Raw genomic sequence first — 23,504 nt, forward strand, 5'->3', positions numbered from 1 at the left:
GTTTAAATGAGTGCATCATCTTCAACAAATGATCTAAGAAATAGAATAATTTTTACCATAGCAATTCTTGCAGTATATAGATTTGGTACATTTGTTCCTTTACCAGGAATTGATCCAGAACAATTAAAAATCATGATGGATGGCAATCAAAAAGGGTTACTTGGTATGTTTAATGTTTTTGCTGGAGGAGCAGTTAGTAGAATGGCAATTTTCGCTCTTGGTATAATGCCATACATATCATCTGCTATTATAGTTCAGTTGTTAACAGGGGTTTCAGATTATTTTAAGAATTTAAAAGCACAGGGAGAAACAGGTAGAGCAAAGATTACTCAAATAACAAGATATGGAACAGTTTTACTTGCTACAGTTCAAGGTTATGGTTTATCGGTAGGTTTAGAATCTTCTGCAGATTTGGTAATTAATCCAGGAGCATTTTTTAAAATTACAACAGTGACAACTATTGTTGCTGGTACAATTTTTCTTATGTGGCTAGGAGAACAAATCACTCAAAGAGGAATTGGTAATGGAATTTCTTTAATTATTTTTGCTGGTATTGTTGCCGAAATACCTAGAGCTTTAGTTACAACTTTTGAATTAGGTAGAACAGGAGCTGTGTCAACTTTCATGATCCTAGCAATTTTTGTTCTATTAATATTAACTATTTTATTTGTAGTTTTTATGGAGAGAGCGTTAAGAAAAATTCTTATCAATTATCCTAAAAGACAAATGGGAAATAAAATGTATGGTGGAGAGTCCTCTCATTTGCCATTAAAAATTAACCAAGCAGGAGTAATACCAGCAATTTTTGCATCTGCTTTATTATTGTTACCTGTTACTTTTTCTAATTTTTCTTTTTCAAATAATGAAACTTTTTTAAACTTGAGTTCTTATTTTACTCAAGGTCAACCTTTGTACATGTTGCTATATGCATCTGGTATAATATTTTTTACATTTTTCTATACTTCAATTACATTTAACCCAACTGAAACAGCAGAAAACTTAAGAAAATATGGTGGCTTTGTTCCAGGAATTAGACCTGGTGAAAGTACAGCATTATATATTGAAAATATTTTAACTAAACTTACTACAATAGGTGCTCTATATTTGACTCTTGTATGTTTAATGCCAGAATTTTTAATAGCTAATTATCCAATTCCCTTTTATTTGGGTGGTGCTTCTATTTTAATTGTTGTTGTTGTGGCTATTGATACTGTAACTCAAATTCAAACAAGACTAATGAGTTCTCAATACGAACAATTAATTAAAAAAACTAAATTTGGAAAGTAAGTGAATATAGTTTTGTTTGGACCGCCTGGTGCTGGTAAAGGTACTCAAGCTAAATATTTAGTAAAGAAATTAAATTCCTTTCAGATCTCAACTGGCGAACTTTTAAGAGAAGAAATTTATAAAAATTCGGATATTGGTAAGATGATTACCAATGACATGAAAAATGGTAAATTTGTAAGTGATGAAATTGTAAATAAGCTTATTGAAAATTTAGTTTCTGACCCTCAAAAAAAAAATAGACTAATATTTGATGGATACCCTAGATCTTTGAGCCAAGCAAAAAATTTAGATATCTTACTCGAGGCATCAAATCAAAAGATAGATTTAATTTTGTATCTTAAAGTTGATAAAGATACAGTGGTAAAAAGACTAGAGAAAAGAAAAATTATTGAAAATAGATCAGACGATGAAACAAATACTATTCTAAAACGTTTTGACACATACATGAACACCACAGAGCCAGTTCTTAATTACTACTCAGAGAATCCTAAATTTAAGGAAATTGATGGGAGCTTAGAAATAGACGAAATAACAAGGAAAATAGACACTTTTATAAATGTTTAAGACGTTGACTTTGATTAATCTTCTTATATAAAAGGCACAATTTATCACAAAAATTATGGCTCGTATCGCAGGTATAAACATTCCACAAAATAAACTTGTCCACATTGGACTAACATATATTTACGGAATTGGAGATAAATTCTCACAACAAATTTGTTCTTCTCTAGAAATTCCAAGAGCCAAAAGAGTGAATGAGTTAACTGATGATGAAATTTTAAAAATAAGAGAATACATTGATCAAAATTTTAAAGTGGAAGGAGATCTTAGAAGAGATTATTCTTTAAGTATTAAAAGATTAATAGATCTTGCATGTTATAGAGGAACAAGACATAGAAAAAAATTACCTGTAAGAGGTCAAAGAACAAGATGCAATGCAAGAACAAGAAAAGGAAAAGCAATCGCTATTGCAGGGAAGAAATTAACACCAACTAAAAAATAATAATGGCAAAAATAGAAAAAACTGACAATAAAGATCAGAAGGTAGAAAAATCTTCTAAAAAAAGTGCAAAGAGCTCTTATTCAAAAAAGAAAAAGATAAAAAAGAATATTTTAAATGGAATTGCTTATGTGCAGTCGACATTTAACAACACCATAATTTCAATTGCTGATACAAATGGAAATGTAATATCCTGGGCATCTGCTGGACAGAAAGGATTTAAAGGATCAAGAAAATCTACACCTTATGCAGCTCAAATAGCAGCGGACTCCGCAGCATCAAAAGCATTAGAGTATGGAATGAAAACTTTATCTGTTGAGGTAAAAGGCCCTGGTTCAGGAAGAGAAACAGCATTAAGAGCTTTACAAGCAAGAGGTTTTAAAATTTTGTCAATTAAAGACACAACACCGATGCCTCATAACGGAACTAGACCACCAAAAAAAAGGAGAGTTTAATGGAAGTAGAAAACGTTAATGTTAAAAATTGGAAATCTTTGATTAAACCATCTAAATTAGATGTTCAAATTAGTGATGACTTAACACATGCTAAGATTATAGCTGAGCCTTTAGAAAAGGGTTACGGATTAACTTTAGGAAACTCTTTAAGAAGAATTTTGCTTTCTTCAATCAGAGGAGCTGCGGTTACTTCTATACAAATAGATGGTGTTCTACATGAATTTACATCAATTAAAGGTGTAAGAGAAGATGTAACAGACATAGTGTTAAATGTTAAATCTCTAGCATTAAAATGTAATTCTGAAGGTACAAAAAAATTAGTTTTAGACGCTAAAGGTCCGGGTGAAATAAAAGCTTCAGACATTGCTCCTGTGACTGATGTGGAAATTTTAAATCCTGAGTTAGTAATCTGTAACTTAGATGAAAATACTACTTTTCACATGGAAATGAATGTAAACACTGGAAAAGGTTATGTTCCAGCTGAGCTAAATAAACCAGAGGAGCCACCATTAGGTTTAATTGCCATTGACTCTTTGTATAGTCCTGTAAAAAAAGTTTCTTATTCTGTTAGCACAGCAAGAGAAGGAAAAGCTCTTGATTATGACAAATTAACAATGGAAGTAGAAACTAATGGTTCAATTTCAGCAGAAGATGCTGTTGCGTATTCTGCTAGAATTTTTCAAGACCAGTTGAAAATGTTTGTTAATTTTGATGAACCTGTCGAAGCTCCAGTAAAAGAAGTTTCATCTGAGCCTGAATTTAATAAGAATTTATTAAGAAAAGTTGATGAACTAGAGCTATCTGTAAGATCAATGAATTGCTTAAAAAATGACAACATAATTTATATTGGTGATTTAGTTCAAAAATCTGAGGGTGAAATGTTAAGAACACCAAATTTTGGTAGAAAATCTTTAAATGAGATTAAAGAAGTTCTAACTGGAATGTCTCTGTATTTAGGCATGGAAATACCTAACTGGCCACCAGATAATATTGCAGAAATGTCTAAAAAATTAGAGGAAGCAATTTAATGAGACACGGCTTAGCCAATAAAAAATTAAATAGAACTTCTGAGCATAGAAAAGCTCTGTTAAAGAATATGTTAAATTCTTTGATAAAATATGAACAGATCAAAACTACATTACCCAAAGCAAAATTTTTAAGACCTCAAGCTGACAAAATTATTACTTTAGGTAAAAAAGATACATTGCAAACAACTAAGATGCTTGTGTCTCAATTGCAGGATATTAAATCAGCTAATAAAGTAAAAAAAACTCTTTCTAAAAGATATTCAAATAGAAAAGGTGGCTATACTAGAATTATTAAAGCGGGTTTTAGATATGGTGATAATGCTCCAATGGCAATCATAGAATTTGTAGATAGAGATGTTGAGGCCAAAAGAGTAGATAAGAAGAAAAAAGATACGTCAAAAGAAGCTCCAAAAACAGAAGAAAATAAACAAGCTACAGCTTAAATCCTAAGTCATGAACAAGTCATACATCGTTGATTCAACGTGTAATGATATGCGTATTGATAGATGGATGAGATTAAATATTGGAAAAATACCTCAAGGTTTAATTGAAAAATATCTTAGGACAGGAAAAATTAAAATTAACAAAAAAAAAGTTAAAAGTTCTCACAAAATAAAAAAAGGAGATCAAATAAATATCTTTAATATTGAATTTAAAGAAAGAGTAGAACAAAAAAAAATAAAATTTTTACCAACTAAAGAAATAATAAAATCAAACGAAGATCAAATAATTGATGATAATGATAATTTTGTTGTATTAAATAAAGCATCAGGAATATCAGTACAAGGTGGTACAAAATCTAAAAAAAACTTAGTTGATATTTTCGCAAAGAGTGAAATTTTTAAAGGAACAAAACCTTATTCTGTTCATAGATTAGACAAAGATACATCTGGTGTATTCATAATGGCGAAAAATAGAGAGAGCGCACAGTTACTAACATCATTATTTAGATTACGAAAAGTACATAAAACTTATCTTGCCATATGCCAAGGAGAAATAAATAAAAACTCAGGTGTTTGGGATGATGACTTAATAAGATATGATGGAGATAAAAAATTAGTAGAAAAAGCAAAAACTATATTCAAGGTAATAGATAAAAATTCTGAAGCATCTTTATTAGAGTTAAAACCAATAACTGGAAGAAAACATCAGTTACGTAAACAACTTTTTGCAATTGGAAATCCTATATTTGGTGATACGAAATACAAACTATCTAAGTCAGACAAAGGTATAAATAAAAATCTTATGCTGCACTCGTATCAAATTAAATTTAAAATAAATGATATGAAGCATACTTATTCAGCTTTATTGCCAGAATATTTTAAAAAGTTGTTAAAATCAAAAAGACTTAGTTTTTCAAATTTGAAATAAAATTTTCAATAATTTCATTATTTAAGTTAGAATAATCTTGATTTGAAATTTTTTTTAAATTTGTCACACCTTTATCTAAAATTCCACAAGGTACTATTTTTTTATAATTTTCTAGGTTGTTATCAACATTTATTGCAAATCCATGATATGCAATCCACTTACTCACTCTAATACCTATCGCAGCAATTTTTTGAATTTCATTTTTGTCTTTATACCATATTCCAATATTTTCTTTATCAGGAAAGGTTTCAATATTATATTTTTTTAAACTTTGAATAATTGTATTTTCAATAGTTGTAATAAATTTTCTAATGTCTTTTTTTTCTCTCAGATCAATAACAAAATAACAAATTAATTGACCTGGACCATGATATGTAATTTTTCCACCTCTGTTTGTTTTTAATAGATCAATTGACTTATCAATTATTTCATTTTCTTTATACGATGTACCTGCGGTAAAAATTTCAGGATGCTCTAGAATCCAAATTAATTCTTTTTCTTTATTAGCTGTAATATTTTTTAATCTAGACTCTAATAAATCAATTGCCTCAAAATAATTTACCGGTTTTATTGACTTTTTGATCTCTATATCCATTTAAAATTTGTAATATTTTAATTATGTATTAATAGTGCACAACTAAATTATAGGTACATTTATGTCTTTAATTAAAAAAACTAAAGATAAAAAAGTAAATTTTGAATTCAATAAAGAATATTTGAGAGTTGTTACCTCTAAAATAGCTGACAATGATGCAAAATTTATTAACGATTCATTCAATGAAATGCACCCTGCTGATGCAGCAGACATAATTGAACACTTAAGTATTAGCGATAGAGAAAGTTTAATTAAACTAAATAATTTTAATATTGATGCAGAGGTTTTTGTAGAATTAAATGAGTCTATACAAACAGAAATAATTAAATATTTATCTTCAGATTCAATTGTAACTATTCTTACTAACTTAGAGTCAGATGATGCTATTTCGATTTTAGAAAATGTACCTGAAGAAGACAAGAATACTATATTAAGCTCATTACCGCCTAAAGACAGATTTGCTCTGTTAGAAAGCTTAAGCTATCCAGAAGATACTGCTGCTAGACTTATGCAGCGTGAGTTTACAGCTATACCAAGCAACTGGTCTGTAGGTCAAACAATTGACTATTTGAGAGAAAATAAAGATTTGCCTGAAGAATTTTTGGAAATTTTTATTGTTAATGAAGAATTTAAACCTATTGGAACAGTTCCATCATCAAGAGTGCTTACTTCACCAAGAGACACAAAAATGGCAAGCATCATGTCAGAGTCTCAACTATTAGTTCCTGTTGATATGGACAAAGAGGAGGTGGCTAATCTATTTGAAAATTATAATCTAAATTCAGCAGCTGTAATTGATAAAAATAATAAATTGGTAGGAATGATTATGAACGATGATGTTCTTACAGTCCTAAAAGAAGAGGCTGAGGAAGATGCATTAAGACTTGCAGGTGTAGGTGATGAGGAAATTACAGATGGTGTTGTTACAAAAACCAAAAGAAGATTTAACTGGCTTTTACTGAATTTATTTACCGCTTTTTTAGCTACTTGGTGTATTAGTCTGTTTGGAGCAACTATCGAGCAAATGGTTGTTCTTGCTTTCCTAATGCCAATTGTTGCTTCAATGGGCGGTAATGCAGGAATGCAAACATTAGCTGTTACAGTCAGAACAATTGCAACTAATGACTTAACCCAAAATAATTTTTCATCAAATGTTTTTAAAGAATTTTCAATTGGTATATTAAATGGAATTATATTTGCCGCTATAAGTGCTTTAATTGTTCAAATTTGGTTTCAAGATAGTATTCTTTCAATAATTATTTCAATATCAATGGTACTAACTATGATTATAGCTGGACTGTTTGGTATTCTTGTTCCTTTTACATTAAAAAAAATGAATATTGATCCCGCAATTGCATCTAGTGTTTTTGTTACGACCATTACTGATGTAATAGGTTTTGTGTCATTTTTAGGTGTTGGGGCTTACTTTCTTTAAAAGTTATCAATTAATCTTATGTTATCAATATAGTAAGCAACAAATAAACGTGAGCCTTTAACAGCATTAGATATTTTAAGATTTTTAATTGATCTTAATTCCAAGTATTCAATTTTAATTTTTAAAAACTTCTCAAAATATTTCATTTGAATTTTTAATTTTTGTTTTATTTTTTTACTATTTGCTAAATTTCTTTTTAATTTAATTAAATTTTTGCTCAAAAAACTTGCTTTTTTAATTCCATTTAAATCTAAATGATTATTTCTTGAAGACAAAGCTATTTTGCTTTTATTTCTGATTGTTTTGCATGGAATAATAGAAGCTTTACATTTATTTTTTAGATATTTTTTTATTAAGAAATATTGTTGATAATCTTTTTTACCCATAAATATTTTTTTTGGATTTATTAAATTAGTTAATCTTCCCATTACATCTAGAACTCCTTCAAAATGCCCTTTTCTATATTTAGCACATAAAATTTTGTATTTATTTGCGATTTTTATGTTTGATTTTTTATTATTATTATAAATGTCTTTAAATTTTGGGATGTATAAGAAATCTACTTTTTTAGTTTTTTTTAAAATTTTAATATCTTCATTAATATTTGTGGGATAGTTCTTGAAATCTTTTTTATTGTTAAATTGTTTGGGGTTGACAAAAATACTTACTATTGTCTTTTTGCAAGTTCGATTTGATCTTTCTATAAGTGATAAATGACCCTCATGTATACTTCCCATTGTAGGAACAAAACCAATATCATTAAATGGCCTTAAAGCTTTAAATAATGAATTATTATTTAATAAAATTTTCATTTGAATTAGAAAACTAGATAAGTAAAACATTTATATGATTAAACAAGCAATTATTCCTCTAGCAGGTCAAGGAACTAGACTTTTGCCTTTAACAAGTGTTTTTGCAAAAGAACTACTTCCAATAAATGGAAAGCCAGGAATTGAATATATTTTAGATGAATGCATTGAGGCTGGTATAAAAGAAATTGTTTTCATCATATCAAATAAAAAAAAAATGATTAAAAACTATTTTTATAGTGACGCTTTTTATAAAAAAATTATTAAAAAGAAAAAAGATCCTAGAATAATTGCTGAGTATAAAAAAATATTAAAATATAAAAAACTAATAAAATTTGTTTATCAAAATATACCAAAAGGAACAGGTGACGCTGTATTTAAAACAAGAAAATATATAAAAGATAAATATTTTTTAATGTTGCTACCAGATGATTTGATAATAAAAAGAAACTGCTCCAAAGACATGATTAAAGTTCATCATGAACATAAATCTTCTGTAATGGCCAGTATGAAAGTTAATTCCAAAACAGTTTCAAGATGGGGCATCTATAGTTTAAACAAAAAAATATCAAAAAATGATTATTACATTGATGGAGTGGTTGAAAAACCTTCAATTAAAAATGCTCCCTCCAATAAAGCAGTAATTGGACGATATATTCTTCCTAAAACAATATTTAATAAACTATCCAAGCAAAAACCTGGTAATGGTGGTGAAATACACATAACAGATGCTATTCAGACTTTAATTAAAGAAGGTGAAAAATTTATTGCACATAATTTTTCAGGTAAATATTTAGATTGTGGGACGATGCAAGGATTTATTAATTCAAACAAAGAAATAGGAAAAATATGAAACTTTGCATGATAGGTACAGGTTATGTTGGTTTGGTTAGTGGTGTCTGTTTTTCTGATGTTGGTAATATTGTTTACTGTGTAGATAAAGATAAAAAAAAAATAGAAGAATTGAATAAAGGCAATGTTCCTATTTATGAGCCTGGTTTAGAAGAGATGTTAAAAAAAAATTATAAACAAAATCGTTTGAAATTTACTACAGATTTAAAAAAAGCAGTTTCAAGTTCAGATATAATTTTTATATGTGTTGGAACCCCAACTAAAAAAAATAGCAATTCAGCTGATTTAAAATATGTTTTTAGTGTTGCAAAAGAATTAAAAAAGATAATTAAAAGTTATAAAATAATAATAACTAAATCTACAGTCCCAGTTACTACTGGTGATAAAATTGAAAATATTTTAAAAAATTTAAAAAAAAGAAAATTAGTTGATATCGTTTCTAATCCTGAGTTTTTAAGAGAAGGTGAGGCCATAAGAGATTTTATCTATCCAGATAGAGTAGTTATTGGAACTGATAGTAAAAAAGCCAACAAGATTTTAAAGTCACTTTACATGCCCATAATAAAGAAAAATAGTAGATATTTTAATACCTCTAGAAGAGGTGCTGAGTTAATAAAATATGCTTCAAATGCTTTTTTAGCTACAAAAATTTCATTTATTAATGAGATTGCAAATCTTTGTGAAAAAGCGGGTATAGATGTAAAAGATATTTCATTTGGTATGGGATCTGATGAGCGTATTGGTGATAGATTTTTGAGAGCAGGACCAGCCTATGGAGGATCATGCTTTCCAAAAGATACCAGAGCTTTAATTGATACAGGTAAAAAATTTAATACAGATTTGTCTATCGTTAAAACTGTAGTTTCATCGAATGATAAACGTAGATTTTTATCAATAAAAAGAGTTGAGAAAATTTTAAATAGTAAACTTTTAAATAAAACAATTACATTTCTTGGAGTAACATTTAAACCAAATACAGATGATATGAGAGAAGCCTCTAGCATACCTATGATTAAGTATTTTAACAAAAAAAACTGTAAAATTAGATACTTTGATCCGACTGGTGAGAAGGAGGAATTTAAAAAATTAAAAAATGTTAAGCATTTTAATAATATAAAAGCTGCATGCTTGAATAGTGATTTAATAATTTTACATACTGAATGGAATGATTTTAAATTATTAAACTTTAAAAAATTAGTAAAAAAGAGAAATTTTAAAATTTATGACATGAGAAACATGTATTCTCCTTCAAAAATGAAAAAATTAAATATCAATTATTTTGGTATTGGAAGATAGTCTAGTTTAGCTCAAATATTGCATCAACTTCAACAGAAACTCCTAGTGGCAAACTATTAGTACTTACCGCAGCTCTTGTATGCATGCCAGCATCTCCAAATATTGATGCAACTAAATCTGAAGCTCCATTAATTACTTTTGGCTGTTCAGTAAAGTCATTTGTTGAATTAACAAATCCAGTTAATTTGATACATGATTTTATTTTAGACAAATCTCCATCACAAGCAGCTTTTGCTTGAGCAACTAAACTTAATCCACATCTTTTTGCAGCTTCATAACCTTGTTCTGTACTTAAATCTTTTCCAACTTTTCCCTTAATTAATTCTCCATTTTCATTAATCGAAATTTGACCAGAAATAAAAAGTAAATTTCCAGACTTTTTTGTTGCTACATAAGATCCAACAGGAGCCTTCGCCTCTGGAAGTTCTATTTTTAATTCTTCTATTTTTTTATTAAAATTCATTATTCTATTTTTTTTATCTTATTTTTAACTTTATCTCCAATTTCTACAAGATTTTCTTTCAGTTCTTTGGCTTTTTTAGATGTCCCTTTTTTTAATTCTTGAGTTTTTTTTGATGTTCCATCCTTTAATTCTTTAGCTTTCTTTGAACTTGCTTCTTTTAATTTTTTTGCATTACATGCTAAGTACTCTTTAGATAATTTTTTAAATTCACTACATTTATTTTCTTCTGCAAATGAAAAGGTACTTTTGAAAAAAAAAATTATAAAAATTATAAATATTTTTCTCATTTTTTCTTTTTATTTTTGCCTTTTTTGTTTTTGTCGTATTCTCTTCTTTTTTCAATTAAGATTAAAGCCTCTTCCATTGTAAGATCTGTTGGATCTTTTTCTTCAGGAATTGTTGCATTTAAAGATTTGTATTTAATGTAAGGACCATATTGTCCCTTCATAACTCTAACTGGTTTTTTATCTTCTGGGTGTTCTCCTAAATCCTTAATAATTGAAGAAGACATTCTTCCTGGTTTTGCTTCAGCAATAAGAGTAATTGCTCGATTTAATCCTATAGAGAAAATTTCATCAATGTTCTCTATTCTAGCGGATTTGTTTTCACACTTAAGATAAGGACCAAATCTTCCAGTATTTAAAATTATTTCTTTTTGATTATCAGGGTTAACACCAATTGATTTTGGAAGAGAACATAAAAACTGAGCTTTTTCTAAGTCTATATTTTCTAACTCTAAACCTTTTGGTATAGAAACATTTTTAATTAATTCATTAACATCCGGTTTAGATTTTTTGGTTTTTTTCTTTTTTTTAGTTTTTGTCTCATCTAATTTTTCTTCCTCAAGTTTTTCATATTGAAGATAGGGACCAAATCTTCCATTTTTCAGATATATATCATTACCATTTTCATGTTTTCCTAAAAATTTAGGTTCTGCTAACTGCGATTGAGCTGCTGCTTTTGCTTTAGACAAGGGTCTAGTAAATTTACACTCTGGATAATTTGAGCATCCTATAAAAGCTCCACCTCTAAAACTATTTTTAAGACTTAGTGAACCCGTATCACATAGTTGGCACTTTCGAACAACGTTTCCATCTTTATCAGTATCAAAAATTAAAGCACCTAAACTTTCATTTAAAAGATCTAAAACTTCTCTAGTTCTTTTCTCTTTAACCTCAGAAACGTTATTATTAAAATCTTTCCAAAAAATTTCTAAAACTTTTATCCAGCTTTCTTTACCAGTTGTAATTTCATCTAATTGATCTTCCAAACCTGCAGTAAAGTTATAATCTACATATTTAGAAAATAATTTTTCTAAAAAGGCAGAGATAAGTTTTCCACGATCAGTTGGAAAAAACCTTTTATTTACTATTTCTGCATAACCACGATTAGCTATAGTTGAAATTATACTTGCATAAGTAGAAGGTCTACCGATTCCCAATTCTTCTAATTTTTTTACTAAACTTGCTTCAGAATACCTTGGAGGTGGCTGTGTAAAATGTTGTTCATCCATTAATGCTTCAATATTAACTGGCCCTTTAGACATTTCTGGTAAAATTTCTTCATCATCATCTTTACTTGTATTTGAGTAAACTTTTAAAAAACCATCAAATTTAAGTACAGAGCCACTTGCCTTACATATTGTTTGTTTATCTTCAGATTCTATTGTTATGGTATTTCTATCAAATTGGGCAACTTCCATTTGTGAGGACAAAGCTCTGGACCAAATTAAATTGTATAGTTTTTGTTGATCATTGCTTAAATATTTTTTTAAAGTGTCTGGTGCTCTATTTATATCTGTAGGCCTAATAGCTTCATGAGCTTCTTGTGCGTTCTTAGCTTTTTTACCAGAATAATTATTTGCAGATACAGGCAAATATTCACTACCATACTCACTTTTAATAAAATTTCTAAAATCATTTACTGCATCAGCTGATAAGTTAGTTCCATCAGTTCTCATATAAGTAATCAATCCAACAGTATCTCCATCAATCTCAACACCTTGATATAATTTTTGTGCAATTTGCATTGTTCTTGAAGCTCCAAAACCTAATCTACTAGATGCAACTTGTTGTAATGTTGAAGTTGTAAATGGACCAGAGGGGTTTCTTTTTACAACTTTTGATGAAATATCTGTTATTTGAAATTTTTTCTCTTTTATTTCTTTGATTGCTTTTTCAATGCTATTCTTGTCTCTAAAAGTAAATTTTTCTATTTTGTTACCATTTAATTGTGAGATGCTTGCAGTAATAGTGTTTTTATTATCATCTCCAAATTTAAGAGTAAGTGTCCAAAATTCCTCAGGATTAAATAATTCTATTTCATGCTCTCTTTCAGTGATTAATTTTAAAGCTACAGACTGAACTCTTCCAGCTGATTTTGACCCTGGTAGTTTAGTCCAAAGTATAGGAGAAATGTTAAAACCAACCAAGTAATCAAGAGCTCTTCTTGCCATGTAGGCATCCACTAACAAAGGTTCGATTTGTCGTGGATTTTCAATACCATGAATTACGGCTTTTTTTGTTATCTCATTAAAAACAACTCTTTCAATTTCTTTATCTTTTAAAAGTTTTTTTTCATCAAGATATTCTTTAACATGCCATGCTATAGCTTCACCTTCACGGTCAGGGTCAGTCGCAAGTATTATTTTAGAGGATTCTTTTGCAACATCAGTTATTTCTTTTAAATATTTTTTTGAAAAACTATCAACTTCCCATTCCATTTTAAAATTATGATCAGGGTCAACCGATCCATTTTTTGATGGTAGATCTCTTATATGACCATAACTAGCTAAAACAGTATAATTATCACCAAGGTATTTGTTGATGGTTTTAGCTTTTGCAGGACTTTCAACTATGACTAGATTCATAATTTAACAAACTACTTAAAAGTGTTTGATAGTCAAATTAATAAATTTTAGTCTTGTTTTCTTCTTTATTTATCAGTCGTTTAATATTTTCTCTATGAGTATAAAATATTAAAATAAACATTATTCCAAAAAATAATTCATTTTCTGTTGGTTCAAACAGAAATAAATAAACAGGAACTGAAAAGGATCCAATTAATGATGCTAATGATGAAAATTTAGAAATAAAAAAAGTTACAAGCCAACAAATACCAAAAACTATTCCAAACATTATATTTATACTGCATAATATACCAACATAAGTTGCTACTCCCTTACCACCTTTAAACTTTAACCAAACTGGAAAAACATGACCCAGAAAAGCACATAAAGCTGATACATAAATCAGATCAGGAAAATTTACCTTTACATATAAAACTGGAATAACTGCTTTAACTATATCAAGTATTAAAGTTGAATAACCAATAAATTTATTTCCTGTTCTTAGCGCATTTGTCGCACCTATGTTACCTGATCCAATTTCTCGAATATCTTTTTTTAAAAAAATTTTAGTTAATATTAACCCAAAAGGGATAGAACCCATTAGGTATGAGATAATACCTATTGTTAATAATTCCATTTTTATATCTTAAATAATTCTTTACCTTTTACAAATGTATTGGTTACTTTTCCTTGAAGTTTTTTGTCCTCAATAGACGTATTTTTGGATTTAGAAATTAAATTTTCTTTTTTTACAATCCAAGGTTTATTTATATCAACTATACAAAAGTCAGCATCATTACCAATTGAAAGATTTCCTTTATTGATATTTAAAATTTTAGCTGGATTAGATGTTAGTGCTTGGATTATTGTTTCAAGTTTTACAGATCCATTATGAAATAGTTCCAAACTTAAAGACAATAAAGTTTCAATACCAGAAGCACCTGTTGCTGCTTGCGAAAATGTCAATCGTTTTGATTCTTCATCTTCAGGTTTATGATCTGAAACAATGACATCAATTGTTTTATCTTTTAATCCTTGGACTAAAGCTAATCTATCTTCTTCTTTTCTCAATGGCGGAGATAATTTTAAAAATGTTTTAAAATCTCCAATATCATTTTCATTTAAGGAAAGGTTATTTATTGAAACTCCACAAGAAAATTTAATATCATTTTTCCTTTCTTTAATGATTTCTACTGATTTGCCTGATGATAGTTGAGATATGTGATATCGACACTTTACTTTTTCTAACAATGTTAAATCTCTTTCAATAATTATTCTCTCAGCCACATCTGGTATACTTGATAATCCAAGTTTTGTAGCGATTATACCCGAATTTATCATACCGTTTTTTGCCAACTCATAATCCTCAGCATGTTGCATTATTAGGCATCCTAAATCCTTTGCTGAATTCATTATTCTTGACATTAATCTAGTATTTTGAATTGTCTTTATACCATCTGTAAAAGCTACAATCCCTTTACTAGCTAACAATCCAAATTCTGTCATGTTTGTTCCCTCTACATTTTGTGTAAGAGATGCGCATGGAAATATATTAATCTTAGATTTATCTCGTCCTCTTCGTTTTAAAAAATCTACTATTGAAACATTATCAATTACAGGATCTGTATTAGGCATTGTTACTACAGATGTTACTCCTCCAGATAGAGCTGCATTACTTAAAGTTCTAAAATTTTCTTTATACTCATACCCAGGTTCTCCAACAAAAACTCTCATATCGACTAAACCAGGGAATATATATTTTCCTTTTAAATCAATTGGTTTTTCTCTGGACGGTAAATTATTTGTATTTACTTTTTTCCCTATTGCTTCAATTTTACCTTCTTCTCCAACAATAAGTCCTCCATTTTCATTAATTGAATTTTGAGGATCAATTATATTTGCGTTAATAAAGTATTGTTTTTTCATTTATTCACAAAATATTTTTAAACAGGCCATCCTTACAGCAACTCCAAGTTCAACTTGCTCTTTGATTACACTTTTATTTATATCGTCTGCCAATCTAGTATCTATTTCGATACCTCTATTCATTGGGCCAGGATGCATTATTAGTGCATCTGGTTTAGCATGATCTAATTTATCAGGCGTTAAACCGTAATATTCATAATACTCTCTATTTGATGATAAATAAGAACTTGTCATTCTCTCATTTTGTAATCTTAGCATCATTACAATATCACAATCTTTCAATCCTTTTTTCATATCGGTAAAAGTATTAACACCAAACTTTTCAATTTCTTTTGGCATCAAATTTGTTGGGGCAACAATATTTACTTCAGCACCAAGCATTGTTAGTAAATAAATATTCGATCTTGCGACTCTTGAGTGAAGAATATCTCCACATATAGCAATTTTTAATCCTTCAATTTTTTTCTTTCTATTTCTTATTGTTAAAGCATCTAGTAATGCTTGAGTAGGGTGCTCACGTCTGCCATCACCAGCATTTAATACTACACAATTTACTTTCTGAGATAATAAATTGCATGCTCCAGAGTCTTGATGCCTTATTACAATAATGTCAGGATGCATCGCATTTAGAGTCATTGCTGTATCAATTAAAGTTTCACCTTTTTTAATTGCTGAATTATTCATATTCATTGACATCACATCAGCACCAAGTCTTTTTCCAGCTAACTCAAATGAACTTTGTGTTCTTGTTGATGGTTCAAAAAATAGATTAATTTGAGTTTTGCCTCTAAGAACATCAATTTTCTTGTTCTTACTCTGATTTAATTTAATGAAAGTTTCAGATTCATCTAAAATGTAGTTAATATCACTAACTGATAGATCTTGGATACCTAACAAATGTTTTTGAGAAATTTTAATAGCCTTGATGTTTTTTGCCATTAAAATTAACTCTATAACTATAAAGCCAATGAATGGCAAGGATTAATTATTTAGATAATCTATTGCTCCCTGAAGAATAAAAGCTGCTGCGTTCTGATCTATATTCTTTTCTCTTTTAGATACATTAACATCTAATTGGCTTGATAAATTAAAAGCCCCAACAGTTGACAATCTCTCATCCCAGAGACACACATCAACATCTATCTCTTTATCTATATTTTTAGATACATCATTGACCGACTGTGCTGAAGAGCCTGAAGATCCATCCATATTTAAAGGATAACCAATGATAATTGCCTTGATGTTATTCTCTTGAATAATGTTTTTTAACTCTTCAATTAATTCATTATTTTTTGATTTATGTATAGTTTTATAAGGGGTAGCAATTAATTGCTTTTCGTCACAAATTGATACACCAATTCTTTTTGAGCCCAAATCTAAACCTATCAAACGACATTTTTCTGACTGTTTTTTTTTAAATTCTTCTATTGTGATCATGTTGTATATTTTAAACTATAGTGATAGTTTGCGTCATATTTAAATATCATATGAGCATTGATCTTAAAACCATAAAGCATATATCTAAATTATCAAGAATTTCAGTAGATGAGAAAAAAGCTGAAAAACTTGCTAGTGATTTGAATTCAATTTTTGATTTCATTGAAAAACTCAATGAACTTAAAACTGAAAATGTTGAACCACTTACATCAGTGGCTGAAACGACTTTAAAATTAAGACCTGATGAAGTTAAAAGTAAAAATTTAAGGGAACAAATAATAAAAAATTCTCCAAAAGATAATGAAGATTATTTTGTTGTACCAAAAGTTATAGAATAATGTCTGATATAACCAAGCAAACACTTTCTGAATTAGTTAATAATATTAAAGAAAAAAAACTTTCTTCTTCAGAAGTTACCCAAGCTTTTGTTGATAGATCAGAAAAATCAAAAGAATTAAACACTTATATTACTGAAGATTATAGTAATGCTTTAGAAAAAGCGAAAAAATTTGATGACAACCCAAAATTGGATTTAAAATTACCAGGAATTCCAATGGCTGTAAAAGATTTATTTTGCACAGCTAACATAAGAACAACAGCGGGTAGCAAAATGTTAAACAATTTTGTACCTACTTATGAGTCTACTGTTACTCAGAATATCTGGAATGAGGGTGCAATTCTTATTGGTAAATTAAATTGCGATGAATTTGCAATGGGATCTTCAAATGAAACAAGTTTTTTTGGCAATGTTCAAAATCCGATTGATAAAAATTTAGTTCCAGGTGGTTCATCTGGTGGTTCATCTTCTGCAGTAGCAGCACAATTAACTCCAATTACAATTGGAACTGATACAGGTGGATCTATTAGACAACCAGCGTCATTTACAGGTACAGTGGGTTTAAAACCAACTTATGGTAGTTGTTCAAGATACGGAATAGTTGCTTTTGCATCTTCTCTTGATCAAGCTGGTCCAATGGCTCAAAATGTTCAAGATTGTGCTTTGTTGCAAGAGGTAATTAGCTCATACGATCAAAAAGACTCAACTTCTATTGATTTTAAAAGAAACCAGTACAGCAAAGAATTAACAAAAGACATTAAAGGAAAAAAAATAGGTATACCAAAAGAATATAGAGTTGATGGAATGCCAAAAGAAATTGATGATCTTTGGCAGAAAGGTATCGAGTATGCTAAAGATTGTGGTGCAGAAATAATTGATATTTCTCTTCCATACACAAATTATGCTTTACCAACTTACTATATAGTGGCACCAGCCGAAGCATCTTCTAATCTTGCAAGATATGATGGTGTTAAATATGGCTTTAGAGCTGATGGAGAAAACCTTATTGATATGTATGAAAAAACTAGATCAGAGGGATTTGGAGCCGAGGTTCAAAGAAGAATAATGATAGGCACATATGTTTTATCTTCAGGTTATTACGATGCATATTATTTGAAAGCACAAAAAGTTAGAAAACTAATTAAAAATGATTTTGATGAAGCGTACAAAAAAGTAGATGCAATATTAACTCCATCAACGCCAAGTTCTGCTTTTAAAATTGGTGAAAAAACAAATGACCCAGTTTCAATGTACTTAAATGATATTTTTACTGTTCCTGTAAATTTAGCAGGTTTACCAGGAATTTCTATTCCAGCTGGTCATGACAGCAAAGGCTACCCTTTAGGATTACAAATTATTGGAAAAGCATTTGATGAACAAAATATCTTAAACATTGCTTATGCAATGGAAGAAAAAATTAATTTTAAAAATAAAATTACAGATTGGTGGATTAAGTGAGTAAAGAAAAGTCAGAATATTTAATTAATAGAAAGGATAATCAATACGAAGTTGTCATTGGTTTAGAGGTTCATGCTCAAGTGCTTTCCCAATCAAAGTTATTTTCTACGTCAGCTACTAAATTTGGTGCTGAACCAAACACACAGGTAAGTTTAGTAGATGCTGCTTTTCCTGGAATGCTTCCAGTGATTAATGAATTTTGTGTTAAGCAAGCAATTAAAACTGGAATAGGATTAAAAGCTAAAATTAACAAGAGATCAGTATTTGATAGAAAAAATTATTTTTATGCTGATTTACCACAAGGATACCAAATCTCTCAATTTAAGGATCCAATAGTTGGTGAAGGTAAAGTTATTTTGGATATGCCGGATGGTCAAAAAGAGGTTGGTATTGAAAGATTACACTTAGAACAAGATGCAGGTAAAAGCATCCATGATTTAGATCCAAAAAACACCTTTGTTGATTTAAATAGGTCAGGTGTTGCTCTAATGGAAATTGTTAGCAAGCCTGATTTAAGATCACCAGAGGAAGTTAATGCTTATATTAAGAAATTAAGATCAATCATGCGATATTTAGGAACTTGTGATGGTAATATGCAGGAAGGATCTTTGAGAGCAGATGTTAATGTTTCTGTAAGAAAAAAAGGAACAAAAGATTTTGGTACTAGATGTGAAATTAAAAACGTTAATTCTATTAAATTCATGCAAATGGCTATTGAATACGAAGCAAATAGACAAGTTGATTTAATTGAAGATGGACAATCTGTTGATCAAGAAACAAGACTTTTTGATACTAAAAAAAATGAAACAAGATCCATGAGATCAAAAGAAGATGCTCATGATTATAGATATTTCCCAGATCCAGATTTATTGCCATTAGAAGTTTCTGATGAATTTATCGATCAATTACAATCAGAAATACCAGAGTTACCCGATGAAAAGAAAAAGAGATTTATAGATCAATTTAAATTAACTCCATATGAAGCAAATATTATGGTTTCAGACATTGAAACCTCAAATTATTTTGAAGATGTTGTTAAAAAATCTGACGTTAAATTAGCAACAAACTGGATCATAGGTGAATTATTTGCTGCCCTTAATGAAAAAAATTTAGAAATAACCGATAGTCCAATTAGTGCTGGTAATTTATCAAAATTAATTAATTTAATTAAGGATGGGACAATTTCTGGAAAAATTGCAAAAACTGTTTTTGAACAAATGATGGAAGGGGACAAGGATCCTAAAAAAATTGTTGAAGAAAAAGGTTTAAAACAAGAAAGCGATCCAAAAGCTTTAGAGGCTTTAATTGATAAAGTAATTGATAGCAATAGAGATAAAGCCACTGAATATAAATCAGGTAAAGTTAAATTATTTGGTTTCTTTGTTGGACAAGTAATGAAAGTTTCAGGTGGAAAAGCTAACCCTCAGTTAGTAAATGAGATTTTAAAGAAAAAACTTTAGGTTCATGGGCTCTGACCTAAAAATTAGCACTAAAATTCAAGAGTACATTTTAAATAATGGACTAGATCTTCATTCAGTTCAAAAAGAGATTATTTCTTATAATGAGTCCTTGGGAGATATTAAAAGGATGCAAATATCTATCTCACAATCTCAATTTTTACACTTAATAGTAAAAACATCTAATGTTAAAAAAATCCTAGAGATTGGAACTTTTACTGGCTTAAGTGCTTTGTCAATGGCTCTTGCTTTACCAGAAGATGGTAGAATTATTGCTTTAGACAAAAATCAAGAAACTAACGAAATTGCAATAAAATTTTTTGAGAAAGCAAAACAAAGTCATAAAATTCAAACAATAATTAAACCTGCTTTAGAAAGTTTGAATGAAATAAAAGAAAATGATTTTGATTTAATATTTATTGATGCTGATAAGAAAAATTATAAAGAATATTATGAAAAATCTTTAATATTTTTAAAGAAAAATGGCTTAATAATAATTGATAATGTTCTATGGTATGGTCAAGTTATAGATGAAAATAGTGATGATAAAATCACTTTAACTATTAAAGATTTTAATAATTATATTTCTAAAGATAAGAGAGTTGAAAAAATTATAGTTCCATTAGGTGATGGTATGACAGTTTGTAGAAAATTATAATGTTTGAAGTATTTGGATTCTATAAGTTTATTAAAATTTCTTATTTAAAGAAAAATCAAAAAATACTTCAAGATCAATTATTGAATAAAAACATACGAGGAACAATTATTATTTCCAAGGAAGGGTTAAATGGAACAATTTCTGGAAAAAACAAAGATATTAAATTGATCAAAAATTATTTACAAAAATTATTTAAATTTGAAAAATTTGATAGCATTAACAATTCAAAAAGCTCTTTTCAGCCATTTCATAAACTAAAAGTAAAAATTAAAAAAGAAGTGGTTCCAATGAATTTGAGTTTAAAAAAGAGAATTAAAAAAAAAGATAGTCATGTTAACCCTCAAAAGTGGAACTCTTTAATAAAAGACAAAAAAACAGTCTTAATTGATGCAAGAAAACCTTTTGAATATAAAGTTGGAACTTTTAAAGGTTCAATTAATCCAGATGTAGATAATTTTCGAGATTTTCCAAAATATCTTAAAAAATTAAAAAAAAATCAACCTATTGCCATGTTTTGTACTGGAGGTATTAGGTGTGAAAAAGCATCAGTCTTTTTGGAAAATAAAGGATACAATAATGTCTACCAACTTAAGGGCGGTATTTTAAACTATTTAAAAAAAACAGAACCAAAAAAAAGTTTATGGAAAGGTGAGTGCTTCGTATTTGATAACAGAATTAGTTTAAAGCATGGTTTGAAAATAGGTTCTTACTCAATGTGTAGTGGTTGTAGAAAACCTATTTCTCCAAAAGATAAAAAATCTAAAAAATATGAAGAAGGTGTTTCTTGTCCAAATTGTCACGATAATTTAACAAATGATCAAAAATCAAGATTTAGAATGAGACAAAAACAAATTAACCTTGCCAAAAAAACTGGAAAAAGTCATATCTTTCAAAAAGAATATTAAAATATTTTTAGTTTAAAGAAATGAATTTATTAAAAGATGACGTCTCTCAACTTATAAAAAAACTTGCAATACCAGCAAGTGTTGGGACATTATTTCAAACATTATACACTTTAGTTGATACTTTTTATGCTGGGAAAATTTCACCTGAAGCTTTATCTGCATTAAGTAAATCCTTTCCAATCTACTTTCTAATTATTGCCACGTCTATTGGTGTCACTGTTGCTGGAACTTCATTAATTGGTAGTAGTATTGGGGAAAAAAATGAAAAAAATGTATTAGGTTATTTTACAAATATCATTCTTTATTCAGTAATAATTTCAATAATTGTATCAATAATTGGCTTTAGTTTTTCTGAAAAATTATTTTTAACCATGAATTCATCGAGAGAGGTAATTACTCTTGGCCTTGAGTATACTAATGTAATATTTTATGGAACTATTCTCTTTATTCTGGTTGTTGCTTTAAATTCATTTCTTCATGCTGAGGGAGATACAGTTACATATAGAAATGCTCTTATATTATCTTTTTTTTTAAACATTTTATTAAATCCAATATTTATATTTGGATTTTTATTTGTCCCAGCTTTTGGTGTTGCGGGTATAGGTTATGCAACTTTGATTGCCCAATTTCTTTCTCTAATAATCGTTTTAATTAAATTGTTAAAAAATAAACGTATTAAAGAGATCAATATTCAAAATTTTAAGATTAAATTTTTCTACATTAAAAACATTTTCTTCCAATCAATGCCAATCACAATAGCTATTCTTGGTTATTCAATTGCTGCAACGATTGTATTTACTTATGTTGCATTTACAGGAGAATATGCTGTAGCTGGTTATGGAGCAGCAACAAGGATAGAGCAGGTTGTCTTACTGCCTGTATTAGGGATAAATACAGCAATAATATCAATTATTGCACAGAATATAGGTGCAAAATATTATGATAGAGTAAAGCAATCTTATTTTAAATCAGTAAAATACGGCTTGATTATAATGTTAGCGTCTGGAGTATTGGTATTTGTAACTGCAGATTTAATGCCAAAATTTTTCTCATCTAACACGGAAGTTATTGAATATGGGTCAATGTATTTAAAAATTTCTGCATTTATCTTACCAGCATACCCAATTTTTTTTCTATCAAATGGTTTCTTTATGGCTTTAAAAAAATCTGAGAAAGCAATGATTAACAATATATTAAGGAACGTTTTGGTTCCATTTTTATCTTATTATATAGCACGTTCTATTGATGCAGACTTTAAAACTTTCTTTTATATCTGGGCAATATTGCAATGGTTAATATCAATCTTACTTTTCTTTTATGTTAAATATTATATTAACAATAAATTAACTACCGGTTAATGTTTTATACAAAAAAGAAATTAATAATTTTGATAATTATTTCATCTATATTTTTTATACTTACATATAACGATGTAAGATCTGAAAATATAAATAAAATCTCAGGTTTTGCTAAAGTTGTTGATGGAGATACAATCAAGATTAATTCAAAAAAAATTCGATTATACGGTATTGATGCACCTGAAAAAAAACAAAAATGTAAAAAAACTTATTTAACAATATCTTTTATGTCTTTTACTAAAGATTATATGTGTGGAGCAGTATCTACTCAAAAGTTAATTAAAAAGATTAATAATCAAAAATTGAATTGTGATATTATAGACGTTGATAGGTATAAAAGGTTAATTGGCGAGTGTTTTAAAAGAAATATAAATTTAAATTCTTGGATGGTTTCAAATGGTTATGCAGTAGCATATAGAAAGTATTCTAAAAAATATGTTTCAGATGAAATTAATGCCAAAAATAACAAATTAGGTATTTGGCAAGGTAAATTTGAAATGCCGTGGGATTATAGGCGTAAAAATTAGTC

General features: G+C 28.5%; 26 protein-coding genes. 17 read left to right on the forward strand and 9 right to left on the reverse strand.

Annotated elements, in window-relative coordinates; genetic code table 11:
* Nucleotides 1–6 precede the first annotated feature (6 nt).
* The 7 genes from secY to ACTTAR_RS00615 are packed head-to-tail and all read left to right on the forward strand — an operon-like array spanning nt 7 to nt 5,141.
* Nucleotides 7–1,287 carry a preprotein translocase subunit SecY gene (gene secY, locus ACTTAR_RS00585; RefSeq protein ID WP_075506791.1) on the forward strand — a complete coding sequence of 427 codons (1,281 nt, stop codon included), beginning with the start codon at nt 7–9 and terminating at the stop codon, nt 1,285–1,287.
* Nucleotides 1,288–1,851 (forward strand): adenylate kinase, encoded by a 564-nt coding sequence (locus ACTTAR_RS00590; RefSeq protein ID WP_440656745.1) that lies wholly within the window; start codon nt 1,288–1,290, stop codon nt 1,849–1,851.
* Between the two features lie 55 nt (nt 1,852–1,906).
* Complete coding sequence (gene rpsM / locus ACTTAR_RS00595) at nt 1,907–2,290, forward strand: 30S ribosomal protein S13 (RefSeq protein WP_075506789.1); 384 nt, start codon at nt 1,907–1,909, stop codon at nt 2,288–2,290.
* 2 nt (nt 2,291–2,292) lie between these two features.
* Nucleotides 2,293–2,742: a 30S ribosomal protein S11 gene (rpsK, locus tag ACTTAR_RS00600; protein WP_440680705.1), complete on the forward strand. Its 450-nt coding sequence runs from the start codon at nt 2,293–2,295 to the stop codon at nt 2,740–2,742.
* On the forward strand, nt 2,742–3,770 hold the full coding sequence (locus ACTTAR_RS00605) for a DNA-directed RNA polymerase subunit alpha (RefSeq protein WP_075506787.1): 1,029 nt from the start codon (nt 2,742–2,744) through the stop codon (nt 3,768–3,770). Before rpsK ends, ACTTAR_RS00605 begins: the two co-directional genes overlap by 1 nt.
* Nucleotides 3,770–4,213 carry a 50S ribosomal protein L17 gene (gene rplQ / locus ACTTAR_RS00610; protein WP_262589113.1) on the forward strand — a complete coding sequence of 148 codons (444 nt, stop codon included), beginning with the start codon at nt 3,770–3,772 and terminating at the stop codon, nt 4,211–4,213. Before ACTTAR_RS00605 ends, rplQ begins: the two co-directional genes overlap by 1 nt.
* Before the next feature lie 10 nt (nt 4,214–4,223).
* Nucleotides 4,224–5,141, forward strand: a complete 918-nt coding sequence (locus ACTTAR_RS00615; protein ID WP_440697417.1) for an RluA family pseudouridine synthase — start codon at nt 4,224–4,226, stop codon at nt 5,139–5,141.
* Here ACTTAR_RS00615 and lipB read toward each other — a convergent pair.
* Nucleotides 5,119–5,736, reverse strand: coding sequence for a lipoyl(octanoyl) transferase LipB (gene lipB, locus ACTTAR_RS00620; protein WP_440697418.1), 618 nt, complete (start codon nt 5,734–5,736; stop codon nt 5,119–5,121). The two genes, ACTTAR_RS00615 and lipB, sit on opposite strands and share 23 nt — an antisense overlap.
* A 61-nt stretch (nt 5,737–5,797) precedes the next feature.
* Here lipB and mgtE point away from each other — a divergent pair, with 61 nt between their 5' ends.
* Nucleotides 5,798–7,171, forward strand: a complete 1,374-nt coding sequence (mgtE, locus tag ACTTAR_RS00625) for a magnesium transporter (protein ID WP_440618349.1) — start codon at nt 5,798–5,800, stop codon at nt 7,169–7,171.
* On the opposite strand, the gene ACTTAR_RS00630 is transcribed toward mgtE, so the two are convergent.
* Nucleotides 7,168–7,983, reverse strand: a complete 816-nt coding sequence (locus ACTTAR_RS00630) for a pantoate--beta-alanine ligase (protein ID WP_440697419.1) — start codon at nt 7,981–7,983, stop codon at nt 7,168–7,170. The genes mgtE and ACTTAR_RS00630 overlap by 4 nt on opposite strands.
* Nucleotides 7,984–8,017: 34 nt before the next feature.
* Here ACTTAR_RS00630 and ACTTAR_RS00635 point away from each other — a divergent pair, with 34 nt between their 5' ends.
* Both ACTTAR_RS00635 and ACTTAR_RS00640 read left to right on the forward strand, forming a co-directional pair.
* The gene (locus ACTTAR_RS00635) at nt 8,018–8,833 is read left to right on the forward strand and encodes a sugar phosphate nucleotidyltransferase (RefSeq protein WP_440697420.1); all 816 of its coding nucleotides are present in this window, start codon (nt 8,018–8,020) and stop codon (nt 8,831–8,833) included.
* A complete protein-coding gene (locus ACTTAR_RS00640; protein ID WP_440697421.1) occupies nt 8,830–10,128 on the forward strand; it encodes a UDP-glucose dehydrogenase family protein in 1,299 nt (432 codons plus the stop codon). Before ACTTAR_RS00635 ends, ACTTAR_RS00640 begins: the two co-directional genes overlap by 4 nt.
* Before the next feature lies 1 nt (nt 10,129).
* On the opposite strand, the gene ACTTAR_RS00645 is transcribed toward ACTTAR_RS00640, so the two are convergent.
* The 7 genes from ACTTAR_RS00645 to ruvX are packed head-to-tail and all read right to left on the reverse strand — an operon-like array spanning nt 10,130 to nt 16,802.
* A complete protein-coding gene (locus tag ACTTAR_RS00645; RefSeq protein ID WP_440697422.1) occupies nt 10,130–10,591 on the reverse strand; it encodes a RidA family protein in 462 nt (153 codons plus the stop codon).
* A complete protein-coding gene (locus ACTTAR_RS00650) occupies nt 10,591–10,878 on the reverse strand; it encodes a hypothetical protein (RefSeq protein ID WP_440697423.1) in 288 nt (95 codons plus the stop codon). Before ACTTAR_RS00650 ends, ACTTAR_RS00645 begins: the two co-directional genes overlap by 1 nt.
* Nucleotides 10,875–13,460: a type I DNA topoisomerase gene (topA, locus tag ACTTAR_RS00655; protein WP_440697424.1), complete on the reverse strand. Its 2,586-nt coding sequence runs from the start codon at nt 13,458–13,460 to the stop codon at nt 10,875–10,877. The genes ACTTAR_RS00650 and topA overlap by 4 nt, the downstream gene beginning before the upstream one ends.
* 37 nt (nt 13,461–13,497) lie before the next feature.
* On the reverse strand, nt 13,498–14,076 hold the full coding sequence (gene plsY / locus ACTTAR_RS00660) for a glycerol-3-phosphate 1-O-acyltransferase PlsY (protein WP_440697425.1): 579 nt from the start codon (nt 14,074–14,076) through the stop codon (nt 13,498–13,500).
* A gap of 2 nt (nt 14,077–14,078) precedes the next feature.
* A complete protein-coding gene (gene pyrC / locus ACTTAR_RS00665; protein ID WP_440697426.1) occupies nt 14,079–15,365 on the reverse strand; it encodes a dihydroorotase in 1,287 nt (428 codons plus the stop codon).
* Nucleotides 15,366–16,304 carry an aspartate carbamoyltransferase catalytic subunit gene (locus tag ACTTAR_RS00670; protein ID WP_262589128.1) on the reverse strand — a complete coding sequence of 313 codons (939 nt, stop codon included), beginning with the start codon at nt 16,302–16,304 and terminating at the stop codon, nt 15,366–15,368. It abuts the gene before it with no gap.
* Nucleotides 16,305–16,346: 42 nt separating this feature from the next.
* Nucleotides 16,347–16,802, reverse strand: a complete 456-nt coding sequence (ruvX, locus tag ACTTAR_RS00675; protein WP_440680720.1) for a Holliday junction resolvase RuvX — start codon at nt 16,800–16,802, stop codon at nt 16,347–16,349.
* 50 nt (nt 16,803–16,852) lie between these two features.
* Here ruvX and gatC point away from each other — a divergent pair, with 50 nt between their 5' ends.
* Genes gatC through ACTTAR_RS00710 form a run of 7 tightly spaced genes read left to right on the forward strand, consistent with a single transcriptional unit; the run spans nt 16,853 to nt 23,502 of the window.
* Nucleotides 16,853–17,140 (forward strand): Asp-tRNA(Asn)/Glu-tRNA(Gln) amidotransferase subunit GatC, encoded by a 288-nt coding sequence (gene gatC / locus ACTTAR_RS00680; protein WP_075506772.1) that lies wholly within the window; start codon nt 16,853–16,855, stop codon nt 17,138–17,140.
* Nucleotides 17,140–18,597, forward strand: a complete 1,458-nt coding sequence (gene gatA / locus ACTTAR_RS00685) for an Asp-tRNA(Asn)/Glu-tRNA(Gln) amidotransferase subunit GatA (protein WP_440680722.1) — start codon at nt 17,140–17,142, stop codon at nt 18,595–18,597. The genes gatC and gatA overlap by 1 nt, the downstream gene beginning before the upstream one ends.
* Complete coding sequence (gatB, locus tag ACTTAR_RS00690) at nt 18,594–20,057, forward strand: Asp-tRNA(Asn)/Glu-tRNA(Gln) amidotransferase subunit GatB (protein WP_440697427.1); 1,464 nt, start codon at nt 18,594–18,596, stop codon at nt 20,055–20,057. The genes gatA and gatB overlap by 4 nt, the downstream gene beginning before the upstream one ends.
* A gap of 4 nt (nt 20,058–20,061) precedes the next feature.
* Nucleotides 20,062–20,712 (forward strand): O-methyltransferase, encoded by a 651-nt coding sequence (locus ACTTAR_RS00695; RefSeq protein WP_440697428.1) that lies wholly within the window; start codon nt 20,062–20,064, stop codon nt 20,710–20,712.
* Nucleotides 20,712–21,617, forward strand: coding sequence for an oxygen-dependent tRNA uridine(34) hydroxylase TrhO (trhO, locus tag ACTTAR_RS00700; RefSeq protein WP_440697429.1), 906 nt, complete (start codon nt 20,712–20,714; stop codon nt 21,615–21,617). Before ACTTAR_RS00695 ends, trhO begins: the two co-directional genes overlap by 1 nt.
* A 20-nt stretch (nt 21,618–21,637) precedes the next feature.
* The gene (locus ACTTAR_RS00705) at nt 21,638–22,975 is read left to right on the forward strand and encodes an MATE family efflux transporter (RefSeq protein WP_440697430.1); all 1,338 of its coding nucleotides are present in this window, start codon (nt 21,638–21,640) and stop codon (nt 22,973–22,975) included.
* Complete coding sequence (locus tag ACTTAR_RS00710) at nt 22,975–23,502, forward strand: thermonuclease family protein (protein ID WP_440697431.1); 528 nt, start codon at nt 22,975–22,977, stop codon at nt 23,500–23,502. Before ACTTAR_RS00705 ends, ACTTAR_RS00710 begins: the two co-directional genes overlap by 1 nt.
* Nucleotides 23,503–23,504 lie beyond the last annotated feature (2 nt).

The organism is Candidatus Pelagibacter sp. HIMB1709, from assembly GCF_052047635.1.
In the GTDB taxonomy this organism is placed as follows: domain Bacteria; phylum Pseudomonadota; class Alphaproteobacteria; order Pelagibacterales; family Pelagibacteraceae; genus Pelagibacter.

What these genes read in the sequence shown, in the direction of transcription:
- secY (WP_075506791.1), top strand. Translation starts at nt 7, where the DNA reads ATGAGTGCATCATCTTCAACAAATGATCTAAGAAATAGAATAATTTTT.
- rpsM (WP_075506789.1), top strand. Translation starts at nt 1,907, where the DNA reads ATGGCTCGTATCGCAGGTATAAACATTCCACAAAATAAACTTGTCCAC.
- rpsK (WP_440680705.1), top strand. Translation starts at nt 2,293, where the DNA reads ATGGCAAAAATAGAAAAAACTGACAATAAAGATCAGAAGGTAGAAAAA.
- ACTTAR_RS00605 (WP_075506787.1), top strand. Translation starts at nt 2,742, where the DNA reads ATGGAAGTAGAAAACGTTAATGTTAAAAATTGGAAATCTTTGATTAAA.
- rplQ (WP_262589113.1), top strand. Translation starts at nt 3,770, where the DNA reads ATGAGACACGGCTTAGCCAATAAAAAATTAAATAGAACTTCTGAGCAT.
- ACTTAR_RS00615 (WP_440697417.1), top strand. Translation starts at nt 4,224, where the DNA reads ATGAACAAGTCATACATCGTTGATTCAACGTGTAATGATATGCGTATT.
- lipB (WP_440697418.1), bottom strand. Translation starts at nt 5,736, where the DNA reads ATGGATATAGAGATCAAAAAGTCAATAAAACCGGTAAATTATTTTGAG.
- mgtE (WP_440618349.1), top strand. Translation starts at nt 5,798, where the DNA reads ATGTCTTTAATTAAAAAAACTAAAGATAAAAAAGTAAATTTTGAATTC.
- ACTTAR_RS00630 (WP_440697419.1), bottom strand. Translation starts at nt 7,983, where the DNA reads ATGAAAATTTTATTAAATAATAATTCATTATTTAAAGCTTTAAGGCCA.
- ACTTAR_RS00635 (WP_440697420.1), top strand. Translation starts at nt 8,018, where the DNA reads ATGATTAAACAAGCAATTATTCCTCTAGCAGGTCAAGGAACTAGACTT.
- ACTTAR_RS00640 (WP_440697421.1), top strand. Translation starts at nt 8,830, where the DNA reads ATGAAACTTTGCATGATAGGTACAGGTTATGTTGGTTTGGTTAGTGGT.
- ACTTAR_RS00645 (WP_440697422.1), bottom strand. Translation starts at nt 10,591, where the DNA reads ATGAATTTTAATAAAAAAATAGAAGAATTAAAAATAGAACTTCCAGAG.
- ACTTAR_RS00650 (WP_440697423.1), bottom strand. Translation starts at nt 10,878, where the DNA reads ATGAGAAAAATATTTATAATTTTTATAATTTTTTTTTTCAAAAGTACC.
- topA (WP_440697424.1), bottom strand. Translation starts at nt 13,460, where the DNA reads ATGAATCTAGTCATAGTTGAAAGTCCTGCAAAAGCTAAAACCATCAAC.
- plsY (WP_440697425.1), bottom strand. Translation starts at nt 14,076, where the DNA reads ATGGAATTATTAACAATAGGTATTATCTCATACCTAATGGGTTCTATC.
- pyrC (WP_440697426.1), bottom strand. Translation starts at nt 15,365, where the DNA reads ATGAAAAAACAATACTTTATTAACGCAAATATAATTGATCCTCAAAAT.
- ACTTAR_RS00670 (WP_262589128.1), bottom strand. Translation starts at nt 16,304, where the DNA reads ATGGCAAAAAACATCAAGGCTATTAAAATTTCTCAAAAACATTTGTTA.
- ruvX (WP_440680720.1), bottom strand. Translation starts at nt 16,802, where the DNA reads ATGATCACAATAGAAGAATTTAAAAAAAAACAGTCAGAAAAATGTCGT.
- gatC (WP_075506772.1), top strand. Translation starts at nt 16,853, where the DNA reads ATGAGCATTGATCTTAAAACCATAAAGCATATATCTAAATTATCAAGA.
- gatA (WP_440680722.1), top strand. Translation starts at nt 17,140, where the DNA reads ATGTCTGATATAACCAAGCAAACACTTTCTGAATTAGTTAATAATATT.
- ACTTAR_RS00695 (WP_440697428.1), top strand. Translation starts at nt 20,062, where the DNA reads ATGGGCTCTGACCTAAAAATTAGCACTAAAATTCAAGAGTACATTTTA.
- trhO (WP_440697429.1), top strand. Translation starts at nt 20,712, where the DNA reads ATGTTTGAAGTATTTGGATTCTATAAGTTTATTAAAATTTCTTATTTA.
- ACTTAR_RS00705 (WP_440697430.1), top strand. Translation starts at nt 21,638, where the DNA reads ATGAATTTATTAAAAGATGACGTCTCTCAACTTATAAAAAAACTTGCA.
- ACTTAR_RS00710 (WP_440697431.1), top strand. Translation starts at nt 22,975, where the DNA reads ATGTTTTATACAAAAAAGAAATTAATAATTTTGATAATTATTTCATCT.